Source organism: Ruminococcus sp. B05 (assembly GCF_003628495.1).
In the GTDB taxonomy this organism is placed as follows: domain Bacteria; phylum Bacillota; class Clostridia; order Lachnospirales; family Lachnospiraceae; genus Schaedlerella; species Schaedlerella hominis.
In genome coordinates this window covers 150,735-162,781 of sequence record NZ_RBZR01000003.1, presented here as the reverse complement: position 1 = coordinate 162,781, position 12,047 = coordinate 150,735, and the positions used below count along the sequence as shown (strand labels likewise).

General features: G+C 39.6%; 11 protein-coding genes. 1 reads left to right on the top strand and 10 read right to left on the bottom strand.

The features are described from left to right. Positions 1 to 177: 177 nt before the first annotated feature. The 4 genes from D8Q48_RS05210 to D8Q48_RS05195 all read right to left on the bottom strand — a co-directional run bounded on the left by D8Q48_RS05210 (position 178) and on the right by D8Q48_RS05195 (position 4,979). Positions 178 to 1,668, bottom strand: coding sequence for a glycerol kinase (locus D8Q48_RS05210; protein ID WP_121055718.1), 1,491 nt, complete (start codon positions 1,666 to 1,668; stop codon positions 178 to 180). 113 nt (positions 1,669 to 1,781) lie between these two features. Then, positions 1,782 to 2,711 carry a transketolase C-terminal domain-containing protein gene (locus tag D8Q48_RS05205; RefSeq protein ID WP_121055716.1) on the bottom strand — a complete coding sequence of 310 codons (930 nt, stop codon included), beginning with the start codon at positions 2,709 to 2,711 and terminating at the stop codon, positions 1,782 to 1,784. Then, on the bottom strand, positions 2,711 to 3,535 hold the full coding sequence (locus D8Q48_RS05200; RefSeq protein ID WP_121055714.1) for a transketolase: 825 nt from the start codon (positions 3,533 to 3,535) through the stop codon (positions 2,711 to 2,713). The genes D8Q48_RS05205 and D8Q48_RS05200 overlap by 1 nt, the downstream gene beginning before the upstream one ends. Before the next feature lie 43 nt (positions 3,536 to 3,578). After that, complete coding sequence (locus D8Q48_RS05195) at positions 3,579 to 4,979, bottom strand: L-fucose/L-arabinose isomerase family protein (RefSeq protein ID WP_121055712.1); 1,401 nt, start codon at positions 4,977 to 4,979, stop codon at positions 3,579 to 3,581. Positions 4,980 to 5,290: 311 nt separating this feature from the next. Here D8Q48_RS05195 and D8Q48_RS05190 point away from each other — a divergent pair, with 311 nt between their 5' ends. Continuing rightward, on the top strand, positions 5,291 to 6,304 hold the full coding sequence (locus tag D8Q48_RS05190) for a LacI family DNA-binding transcriptional regulator (RefSeq protein ID WP_121055710.1): 1,014 nt from the start codon (positions 5,291 to 5,293) through the stop codon (positions 6,302 to 6,304). Between the two features lie 200 nt (positions 6,305 to 6,504). Here the strand turns inward: D8Q48_RS05190 and D8Q48_RS05185 are convergent, their stop codons facing one another. The 6 genes from D8Q48_RS05185 to D8Q48_RS05160 all read right to left on the bottom strand — a co-directional run bounded on the left by D8Q48_RS05185 (position 6,505) and on the right by D8Q48_RS05160 (position 11,982). Then, positions 6,505 to 6,687, bottom strand: a complete 183-nt coding sequence (locus D8Q48_RS05185) for a hypothetical protein (RefSeq protein WP_121055708.1) — start codon at positions 6,685 to 6,687, stop codon at positions 6,505 to 6,507. Between the two features lie 361 nt (positions 6,688 to 7,048). Next, complete coding sequence (locus D8Q48_RS05180; protein ID WP_121055706.1) at positions 7,049 to 7,300, bottom strand: VOC family protein; 252 nt, start codon at positions 7,298 to 7,300, stop codon at positions 7,049 to 7,051. A gap of 43 nt (positions 7,301 to 7,343) precedes the next feature. Further along, the gene (locus tag D8Q48_RS05175; RefSeq protein ID WP_121055705.1) at positions 7,344 to 8,639 is read right to left on the bottom strand and encodes a trehalase family glycosidase; all 1,296 of its coding nucleotides are present in this window, start codon (positions 8,637 to 8,639) and stop codon (positions 7,344 to 7,346) included. Positions 8,640 to 8,641: 2 nt separating this feature from the next. After that, positions 8,642 to 9,469 (bottom strand): carbohydrate ABC transporter permease, encoded by an 828-nt coding sequence (locus tag D8Q48_RS05170; protein WP_121055703.1) that lies wholly within the window; start codon positions 9,467 to 9,469, stop codon positions 8,642 to 8,644. Between the two features lie 12 nt (positions 9,470 to 9,481). Next, positions 9,482 to 10,363: a sugar ABC transporter permease gene (locus tag D8Q48_RS05165; RefSeq protein WP_121055701.1), complete on the bottom strand. Its 882-nt coding sequence runs from the start codon at positions 10,361 to 10,363 to the stop codon at positions 9,482 to 9,484. Positions 10,364 to 10,611: 248 nt separating this feature from the next. Next, the gene (locus D8Q48_RS05160) at positions 10,612 to 11,982 is read right to left on the bottom strand and encodes an extracellular solute-binding protein (protein ID WP_121055736.1); all 1,371 of its coding nucleotides are present in this window, start codon (positions 11,980 to 11,982) and stop codon (positions 10,612 to 10,614) included. Positions 11,983 to 12,047: the final 65 nt, after the last annotated feature.

The following is a 12,047-nucleotide window of genomic DNA, read 5'->3' as shown; positions in this document are numbered from 1 at the left end:
ATTCTTTTTTGGGGTCGACCCTGTTTGTGTCTTCTTTTCTTGGATTTTTGAATCGAAAAAAGCCACTAAACTCCGTCCCTATCCGGCAACGACAAAAGCCATATGAATGAATACCTTCACGTATGGTTCCGTGAGGAGTTTGAGGGGAAACTCTTCTTACTTACTCAACAACAGAATTCAATTCAGCCCCTGAATTATCTTCGACCATCCCCGGTACTTTTTCTCTCTCAAATTCTCATCCATTTTTTTTGAATATGTCTTTCTCTTCATAAGTTTGAACAAATCCATCGTATAGATTCCCATTGCGATACCTGCTGCATATGCCACTCCGATTCCGGAAAGTTCTTCCGCATCCGGCACTAAAACATTTCCTCCAAGGATATCACTTTGAAACTGCATCAGATAACGATTCTTTGTTGGTCCTCCATCCACGCGGAGTTCTTTCACTTTTACTCCTGCATCTGCCTCCATTGCTCTCACAACATCTGTGATCTGATAAGCGATACACTCGATTCCTGCACGAATAATCTCGGCTTTTCCGGTTGTTCTGGTAATTCCAGATAGGGATGCTTTTGCATTACTCTTCCAGTGTGGTGCTCCCAGCCCGGTAAACGCAGGCACAAAATAAAGTTCATCATCGGAAATGGCTTCTCTGCACAAGCTTTCCGTCTCTGCCGGCGAATCAATCAGTCTGACATCGTCTTTTAACCATGAAATAACCGCTCCGGTATAATTTATATTTCCTTCAAGAACATAATTTACTTTTCCATCCATTCCCCATGCAAGCGATGTGACAACACCATGTGTACTAACAACCGGTACTTCTCCTATATTCATCATAATAGAAGATCCCGTGCCATAAGTCGCTTTGATGTCTCCTTGCCTAAGACACCCCTGACCAAATAATGCTCCGTGAGAATCTCCCAGTACCGCATGAATTGGAATAGGTTTTTCAAAAAGTCCTTCAAAATCTGTCCACCCAAATTCACTGTCCGAATCACATACTTGCGGTAAATCTTCAGGACAAATTCCAAACAATTTACATATTTCTTCATCCCATTTTAAGGTAAAGATATTGAATAACTGTGTTCTTGACGCATTGGAATAATCTGTTTTATAATCATGGCCTTTTGTCAAACGATATACAAGCCATGTATCAATTGTTCCAAAACAAAGTTGATGTTGAGCCATTAGTTCCTGACCTCTTTGGCTCTCTTCCCATTGAAGGTTTTCCAAAAGCCATGCCATTTTTGCTGCCGGGAAATAAGGTGATAGGGGAAGTCCTGTTTTCTTGCGAATCATTTCTGCTGCATTTTTAATTTCTGGACGTTCACAAATTTCTGTTGCTCTGGAGCATTGCCATACAATTGCATCTGCGATTGGTTTATTTGTTTCTTTGTCCCAGATTAATGTTGTCTCTCTTTGATTACTTATTCCTATTCCCTGAACAAGTGAATGGTCAATTCCGGACTCTTCTACAAGATCTTTTACAACCCGAATGGTGTTTCTGTAAATCTCTTCCGGGTCGTGTGAAACCCATCCTTTTTCGTTTACAATCTGACGATGTGGCACATCTGTTCTTCGAAGCAAATGCCCTTCTGCATCAAAGAGAAGCGCCTTTGTTCCCTGTGTACTCTGGTCGATACTGATAATATATTTCTCTTCCATTTTTATATCCTTTCAAACGGGGACGGAGTTAATGGCTCTTTAGCTGTCCCTGCTGGCTCTAATCCACTGGTGGGGACAGATAAAGAGCCATTAACTCCGTCCCCAGTGGTTATCTACAGAATTTCTTTCACTTTCTCAGCAATTCCCTCTACATTCAATTTATAATAATCGAACACTTCCTGTGAAGTTCCTGTGATAACAGGAGCATCCGGCAATGACATATTTACAACCTTTTTCGGGCACTCACTTCCAACGACTTGTGCAACCATAGAACCGAGTCCGCCAAATGGAGCATGTTCTTCCACTGTAACAACTGCTTTTACATTTACAGCTTCTCTTACAATTGCTTCTTTATCCAGCGGTTTTACACAATACATATCAAGAACAGTTGCTGTAATTCCTTCTGCTTTCAAAAGCTCTGCTGCATCTTTTGCAGGTTTTACCATTTCTCCACAGGCAACGATTAAAACATCCTCACCTTTTGTTACAACAGTTGCTTTATCCATTTCAAATGGAACATTTCCTTCTTCGTAAATCGGATCTACTGCATTTCTTCCTGTGCGGATATAAGCAGGTTTTTCATCTTTTAATAATGCCTTCATAAGTTCTTTTGTCTGAAGATGGTCGCTTGGAAGGTATACTCTCATATTTGGAATCGCACTCATTGCAGCGATGTCCTGTGCAGAATGATGGCTCATTCCAAGTGCTCCATAGCTGACTCCACCACTGATACCAATTAATTTTACATTTGTATTTGAATAAGCTACATCTACTTTGCACTGCTCGTAACTTCTTGTAGATAAGAAACATGCCGGAGAAACTGCGTATGCTTTTTTACCACATTTTGCAAGCCCTGCGGAAATGCTTACAAGGTTCTGTTCTGCAATGCCTGTCTCAACAAACTGCTCCGGGTATGTATCTGCAAATGGTGTAAAAGAACCGCTTCCTCTTGAATCACTGCAAAGAGCTACAATGCTTTTATCTGTCTTTGCCGCTTCCATCAATACTTCACATATCATCTGTTTATTTGCAATTTTTCCCATTATTGAAGTGCCTCCTCTGCTTTTTTGAAATCTGCCATAATCTGTGCATATTCTTCCTCCGTCGGAACTTTATGATGCCAGTTTGCCTTATCTTCCATCACTTTTGAACCTTTTCCTTTAACCGTATTTGCAATCAATACAGTTGGTTTTCCTTTAACTGTTTTGGCTTCGTTAAATGCAGCTTCCAATTGGTCGATATCATTACCATCTGCCACATCAATTACATGCCATCCAAAACTCCTAAATCTCTCATGAAGGTCGTCGTGGTGCATCACATCTTCTGTATTTCCTGAAATCTGCAGACGGTTTCGGTCTACTACAGCACATAAATTATCCAATTTGTAATGACTGGCTGCCATTGCACCTTCCCATACAGAGCCTTCTGCCAGCTCTCCATCACCCATAACTGTATAGACACGATAATCTCTGTTATCCATCTTTCCTGCCTTCGCCATACCAACACAAACCGGAAGCCCATGTCCTAAAGAACCAGAGTTCATCTCAATACCTGGAAGTTTGTTATTTGGATGTCCGATATATTTTGAACCAAATTTACTGAATTCTCTGTGTAACTCTTCTTTTGGGATAAATCCTTTTTCTGCAAGAACAGAATAGTATGCCTCTACAGAATGTCCTTTGCTGAGAACAAACAGATCACGATCTGGATCGTCCATATTTTCCGGACTGATATTCATCTGATGGAAATACAGCTCTACAAGAACCTCCATCACACTCATGTCTCCTCCGATATGTCCTGCTTTTCCGGCACAGATCAAATCTACAGTGTCTTTACGAAGCTTATATGCAAGTAATTTTAAATTCATAATCATTCACCTTTCTATCTCGGATTTTTATTTAATAAAATAGTCATTCTCCTCTTAAGTAAGCCCTTACTTCTTCCTCAATCGGATCGTATAAATCTGGTTTTACACCGATGTATTTACATGCTTCATAGAGCACCGGTACTACATCTTTGTGGATACCTACACAGTGGTGAATGTATGGTCCTTCTACGATCTTAGCTTCCAGACGTTTGATATTCTCAACTTCAACCCAGAGATAAGTTCCCATACATTTTGGTCCTTCTACACCTTTTGCACGTCCAAGAAGCAGTGAGTATTCTCCGTTGTCTCCATCAAATCTACACAGTGTAACATCTCCATGTTTTGCTTCTGCTGTCAGACTTCCCGGATGATCAAATGCAAGTGGATATGTCAGTTTTGCTTTTTCTTTTGCAACAGATACCGGCCATGGTCCACAGTGCTGAAGCAGTTCTCCGTTCTCAATATCAGGATGACGGATCGTCCAGTCTGCAAAGAATCCTCTTGTCTCGTCCATACCTGCGGCCTCTACCATAAGCGCTGTAACCGCACCATGAATATCTGTCTCACATACAACAGGAATTCCTTCGTCATTTAAGATTGCATTTGCCGCACATGGCATAATTCCAAGTTCCGTCTGAAGTGCATTCCAACACTGGATCGCTGCTGCCTGACATCCATATTTCTTTACCAGTGTTTTCATTGCAACAGCAAGTGCAGCTACATTTTCCACTTCCTTATCTTTGATCTGGATTTCCATATTTTCATGAATGTAGGCAAGTGTCGCATCCATCTTTTCTTTGTCTTTTTTCGCTGCTTTTACTTCTTCTGTAAGTTCTGTCATCGGAACCGGTGCCAGCTGAATATTGAATTTTTCCAGCAACTCTCCTTCGTTGCACATTGTTGTCCAGAAGTCAAACGGACGAGTAGAAATCTGAAGGATTCGAATGTTTCTGAATCTCTTAACTACATTACAGACTGCAAGAAAATCTCTTACTCCACGCTCGAATACTGGGTCATTCAAACGGCAGTTTGTTAGGTATGTAAATGGTACCTGAAATCTTCGAAGCACTTTACCTGTCGCAAACAAACCGCACTGTGTATCACGAAGTCTCACTCCATCCGGTTCAGGTCTCTCATCCAGCGGTCCCCAGAGAAGCACCGGCAACCCAAGCTTCTTTGCCAGTCTTGCACAGACATACTCTGTACCGAAGTTACAGTGTGCAAGCATAATTCCATCTACACCCTCTGCTTTAAATTTCGCAACAATTTTATCTACATCCTGATCATCATAAAGAAGACCTTCTTGATTAATATCTGTAATATCAACAAAATCAATTCCTAATTCTCTAAATCTGTCTGCTGTTAATCCACGATATTTGATCGCATCCGGTGCACTGAAAATACTTCTTCTTGTAGGTACAAACCCCAATTTTACATTTGCCATTTAAATGACCTCCTCTTTGTTATTATCCTTGTTTTCGTACACTTTTTACTGTTATGTACCAAGTTGTTTCTCTCTTGTTTATGAGCTCAGTATAGCTCCTGTATTACTTAATTACAGTACAGAATTTAGTAAGTTTTACTTAATTTTCAACTTAACTATTGTTATTTCTTCAGCCTTCATTCATAATAAATTCATAAGATGATTCAGTTAATTATAGGAAATGTAATCGTTACTGGGCACACGTAGTGTGAACAGTAACATCGTTTCTAACAGGTACAAAGAATTCTATTAATAAACAGGAGAGATATGTTATGTCAATCACATCGAAAGAACTGGCAAAAATTCTGAATCTGTCCCCTGCCGCAGTTTCTATGGCGCTCAATAACAAACCAGGAGTCAGTACTGCCACCCGGAAACTGGTCATAGAAACAGCTGACCGCTATGGATATGATTTCTCAAAACTTGCCGAAAAGCACAATATAAAAGGAACCATTTATTTTGTTATTTATCGAAAACATGGTGCTGTCGTGGGGGATTCTCCATTCTTCTCTGAATTGTCCGAAGGGATTGCCATCGGTTGTAAGAAGGCAGACTATAAATTAAAAATTAGTTATATATACGAAGATGACGATATGGTAGAAAGTCAGCTGGAAGAGATTCAGTATTCTGACTGTATCGGGATGATTGTCCTTGGAACAGAGATGCGTCCGGAGGATTTAAAGCCATTTCAGAAAATCCCACTTCCGTTTGTTCTCGTAGACAGCTACTTTGAGACCGTATCCTGTGACTGTGTACTGATCAACAATGTACAAGGAGCTTATCTCGCTGCCTCGCACTTAATCCGTAAAACAAAAAAGCAACCTGGATATTTACGTTCCTCCTATGATATTGGCAATTTTGTTGAACGCAATTCCGGCTTTTTTAAAGCAGTGCGGGCACATGGCATGTCCTCTGCCAAAAGCATTGTTCACCGCCTGACGCCTTCCATGGATGGTGCTTATGCAGATATGAAGGAAATTATTGAAAAGGGAGAAGAACTGGCCCCATGCTATTTTGCAGATAATGACTTGATTGCCATGGGGGCTATGAAAGCACTGAAAGAAGCTGGCTACCGAATTCCTCAGGATATTGCCATTGCCGGATTTGATAATCTTCCATTCAGCAAAGTCTTTGAACCGGCACTTACTACGATAAATGTACCGAAACTTTACATGGGAGAAATGGCGGCAGCAAGACTTGTAGAGTTGTTAAAATCACCAAGTGCCAATCCGGTAAAAATCGAAGTTGGAACGGCATTGGTGGAGAGACGAAGTACGGATTTGTAAGAAATTGCTTATACTAAAAAATCTCCTCCCTTCTTTTTGTCGTATGCCTGACAATTAAAAGATGAGAGGAGATTTATATCTATATGAACAATATAATGATATAATCTCCCCTCTAGCCTTAGTTTTCCCTGCTTTCTTCACTAAAAAAGATCCACCGAACCTTTTTATCGAATGCTTGGCAACTCAGAATACACACAAATTCACTCTGCTTCTCCTATCTCATTAATAATTGTCCGAATAACAGAAGTTTCCTCCTCACATTCATCTGCAATCGCTTCCAAACTTTTACCTTTAGCAAGCTTCTTTTTAACTTGCTGTTTCAATAATTCTTCTTTTCCAAGTTTAATCCCTTCATTTCGTCCTTTTCTCTCTGCGCTATGCATATAAGAATTATAATCTCGAATTGCTTTTTGTCGAGCTTCATACTTTTAGCTGTTCGGTATACATTTTGCTCACATAGATTTTCCTTATGAAAGTCCCCGTATATTTTTTTCAGTTTTTGTCTTGTTCATTTCATCGGATTATCTACTCGAATATTTGAGTTTATGAATTGAAATACCGATTTGATTTATAGATTTTTTACAGATAGACGAATGTCATCTGTGTTGATTTAGAATAGCATATAAGCTGGCACATTACAATGAAAATGTGCTGTCACTTCACGAATTCTATTATTCGCAATATGCAACAGCACTCATATTTCCAATTATATTGAGTGTATCTATTCTACACGCAATCAGCCCTCTATCTTTCCTTGAAAAACTCAATCTCTTCTCCAATCGGTCCTCTACAGAAAGCAATTCTTGCAGAGAACTCCGGTGTTGACGAAATTACAATATCGTTTGGCTCTATGAACACTTCATATCCAACCTCTTTTACTTTTTTGACGCATGCATCTACATCGTCTGTTGCAAGTGCAAAATGTCGGATTTTCTCATACTCCTGTTCGCTGCAGCACTTCAGTGCTATGTGGTGAATGCCTTTTACTAAACTCATGATTCTCTACTCTTTATCATTTATGTTATTTAGTTAGCAACCTTTAAAGTGTTTCTGATTTGAGCATTGGCTCTTTTCCGTTCAACTCGGCTTCCATATTCAATGCAAGCACGTTCCAATTAATAAATCCACCATTCATGATCGGTTCTCCATTAAATGGATTATAATATTCATGGATACTTCCTGTCTTTTCCAGATCTGTTCCAAGCAATGTAATCATTCTCTTATACATCAGCTCGGCTTCTTTACGGAATCCATAATTCAGTAATCCTCTGAACACGACATAATTTGCAACGCCCCAGATTGGACCAAGCCAGTTAGATGGATTATTTGTGACAGATAGATCAAACATCTTCTCATCCTTTGCCAGTGTTGTCAGACCATAATCTGAGTCAAAGGTATCCTTATCAAAGATATGTTTTACCATTTCTTCTGCCTGTTCTTTTGTCGCAATTCCTGCATACATCGGGATAAATCCGGACCATACCCGAATCTTGATCGGAAGTGTTTTCCAGAATACCCCCAGTCCCTGGTGGAACCATTCAAATTTTCTTGTTTTGATATCTACATCAACGGAGTAGAAAAACTTGTCTCTTTTATCCCAACATTCTTCCTGAATCGCTTTTTCAAGGCACGCCTTTTTATCGCGATAATAGGAAGCTCTTTCCTGTTTTCCAAACTTTTCAAATATTACCGCTGCCGCCTCTAATTCCAGACACATAAAACTGTTCAGAAATATATTTGCAGTCGAGAATTTTGGTCGGCCAAACGTTGCCGGATCATTGTCCATTCCGATCATGATATCGTCACACCAGACATACAATCCGCAATGTTCAAAATAATAGTTCTTGTCATAGCAGGAAAAATATTTTTCAATATTATCTAAATACGTTTCTACCCAACTATAATCCTGAATATACTCGCTTATCAGACAAATTTGTCTGCACAAAAAAGGTTTATGCATATTCATCATTACACCTTCTTTGTGCTTCATGTTCAAGTATGGTTCCGGCCAGTCTGCAACCTCGATCATCATTGGAATATAACCGTCTTCCAACTGATGATCAAAGAAATTGTAGACATTTCCTTTGGCGTGCTCAACAAGCCTTTCTTTCACAGAAGAATCCTCGTACTCATCTGCCAGATTCAGAAAACCATATACTGACCAGAATGTATCCCAGTCCCATACATTTCCATCATATACAGATCCCGGATCAATAAATGGATAGCGTATAAATGCCCTCGGATTTTTCATGACGTCTTCTGTATGTGCCATAACAAAATCTTTCAGCTCATGATAATACTGTTGTATTGTTTTATCATCGTACTGCTTTTCCATAATCAACCTTTTACAGCACCTGCTGTCATACCTTCCATAACTTTCTTATTCAATGCTGTATATAAGATCAGCATTGGGAATACACTCATTGATACAGATGCAAAAATTGCCCCCCAGTTCTTTGAACCAAACTCATCTGAGAAGTACAGAAGTCCTGTCTGTACTGTCTTCAGTGAGGAATCACTGATAAATGTCATTGAGAACAGCAAGTCATTCCACTTGAAGAAGAACTGCAATACCAATACTGTAACAATCGCATTTTTCATAAGTGGAACTACAATGTACCACATCATACGATAAATACCGCAACCATCGATCACTGCTGCTTCCATAATCTCATCTGAGAACGAACGCAGGGAGCCTTGCACCAGATAAATAGATAGCGACAATCCAAATGCTATGTAGGTCAATATCAAACAGATTCTTGTGTTTAACAGATTTGTTTTACTGTAAATCTGGAACAATGGAATCAATGCTACTGCAACCGGAATCATAATTCCAAGTGTGAAGTATTTTGCTACCGCATTTCTTAATTTCCACTGCATTTTTGTTACTGCAAATCCTACTGTTACAGAAAAGATCACGATAAAGATCAATGAGACTACTGTAGTGATCAAACTGTTCTTAAAGTATGTTGCCATATGGCCTCTTGTCCATGCATCGACAAAGTTCTGAAGGTAGAACCCTTTATTTAATGCATACGCCGGTTTTTCACTCCACTCAGACTGCTGTTTCATAGATGCTGTCAGCATCCAGAACAATGGATAAATTTCAATGACACAGATGAGAAAAATGATGATCCCACGAATTCCTGATTTTGCTTTTTTCATCTTATTGCCCCCTTAATCATCTTTTACATCAAACCGGTTGATAATCATAGATCCGCAGATACAGATCAAGAATATGACAATCGCAATAACGCTACCATAACCAACCTTATTATAAGTAAATGAAACATCATACATGTACATTGATAATGATTTTGTTGCTGTACCAGGTCCACCATTTGTCAATGCCATAGAAGATTCAAACATCTTTACAGTACCTGAAAAACTAAATACCAGACATGTGATCACCATTGGACGAAGCAATGGAAGCAATACGTGTCTGAACAGTTTAAAGCTTGATGCTCCATCAATTCTTGCTGCTTCCAGAATGTCATCCGGTATATCCAGCAATGCTCCGTAAAAGATTACAGAATAGAATCCCATTGCAACCCAGATATCCATGATACACAATGCCCAGAGTGCTGTACTTGCCTGTCCGATCCAAGGCTGAACCAATTTTTCCAGTCCGATCGCACTTAAGAAACTGTTTAACAGTCCGTAGTTTGGCTGAATTTCATAAATCTTGGCAAACAACTGACCAACTGCAACAGTTGGAAGTACTACCGGGAAAAATACCAGTGTACGAACAAATGCCTTACAACGTTTCAACCAGAATTTAAACATCAATGCCAGCATCAAACCAAGTCCAACCTGACCGATCATTACGACTGCTATATACTTGAAGTTTACTTGCAATGCATTCAAAAAGTTTTTGTCATGGAACAATTTTAAATAATTGTCAAATCCAACAAATTCCCACTGAAGCCCCGGACTGCCTGAAAACAATGAATAGTAGAGCGACCAGATGACCGGAACTATTACCAATGCTGTATACAAAACCAGTGCGGGAGCTACAAAAAGTGCAATTGCCTTTTTATTGCCCAATACTTTATTCATATTGCCTACATCCTCTCTTCCTGTGCCCCTTCCGGGTGCTTTTTTTGAACAAAGAATGTGCCGTGCCCTGACACATTCTGACGCCTGCAGCGGTCGCTTGCGACATCTACCTTGTACGCTGCAGTGCGTATCCTCAGCAGAGCGTTATATATATATCAGGAAAGGACTTTCCTGATATATATAAAGGGAGGAGTGTCTCGGAGGCTGACACCTCAAACACTCCTCCCCGCTTCATTCTAAATCAAGTCTTACTGATTCAGATCATATACATCCTGGATGGACTGCATATATTCTTCTCCTGTCATTTCACCATTTAATAATGGCTGAATATTTTCCTGAGCAACTTTTGAAATCTCACTTGGCATCTTAGCTTCCCACCATGCGAATCCTTCAGAAGCTTTATCGATTTCATCCAAAACAAGCTGTGTATATGGATTCATATCTTCTGGCTGCACTGAATATGTATAACCTTTTACTGTTGAAAGTTCGTTCATAGCAAGGTCACCCATATTCTCACAGAAATATTTCAGGAACCAAGCTGTTGCTTCATCGTATTTGCCTTTATCTAATGTAAGAATGTTACCACAGTTCATTGAGTAAGATGTTGCAGAACTTACTGATTCGTCTGCTACCGGAATATTGAAGAATCCGATTCCATCCTGACCTGCAGGATTCTGGCTGTCATCTGTTAGATTCTGTGTAAACCATGAACCATTATAGAAGATTGCTGCTTTTCCGCTCATCAGCATAGAACCTGCTGTATTTGCATCTACAGTTGTAACACCCTGTCCAAAATATCCTTTGTCAGCCCACTCAGCAATCTTATCAGCTGCTTCTACAAGACCTTTGTCTGTGTAATCAATATCGCCGTTTGCTGCTTTTGTCATAACATCATTTCCCATTGTTCTTACAGCATATGCGTTAACCAGTCTTGTTGCAGGCCATTTATCAGATCCACCTGTTGTCAGTGGCTGAATTCCTGCATCATCTAATTTTTTAAGTACATCTTCGAATTCATCCCATGTTGTAGGAACTTCACATCCTGCCTGTTTGAATAATTCTTTATTGTACCAGAATCCCTCTACGTTCAGCCCTAATGGAAGGTCATATAAGTCGTCCGTTCCTGAAAGACCTTTCAAAAGTTCTACAGCTCCTTCATTCAGCTTATCTGTCTCACCGATCTGATCAAGTGCTTCAGAAACATTTACCACTTTGTCTGAATCGATCAATGTTGTAAGTGGTGCTCCTGCTTCATATGCGAAGATATCTGGCAAATCATCGGATGCAGCTAATGTAGCGATCTTCTGCTGTAAGTTATCAGATGAAACCATCTCATATTCCCAGTCAAAGTTTGGATTTACATTTTTCTGATAATCCTCACAGATTTTATTTAACAGAATTCCGTTGTCGTTATCCTCTGCCCAAATTGTTAAAATCTTAATTTTCTTTGTAAGCTGTGGATCTTTCCCTGAGAAATCTACATCTGAAAGATTTGCTGAGCTCTCACTCTTTGTATCACTCGAATCACTTGATTTATCAGATCCTGAAGATCCGCATCCTGCTACCATACCAGTTACCATAAAAGCAGATAACAATACAGCTAATACTCTCTTTTTCATTCTTAATCCTCCCATTATTTTTTCTCTTGTTGTTCCGGAACGTTTTTCTTTATGCATTTATATTA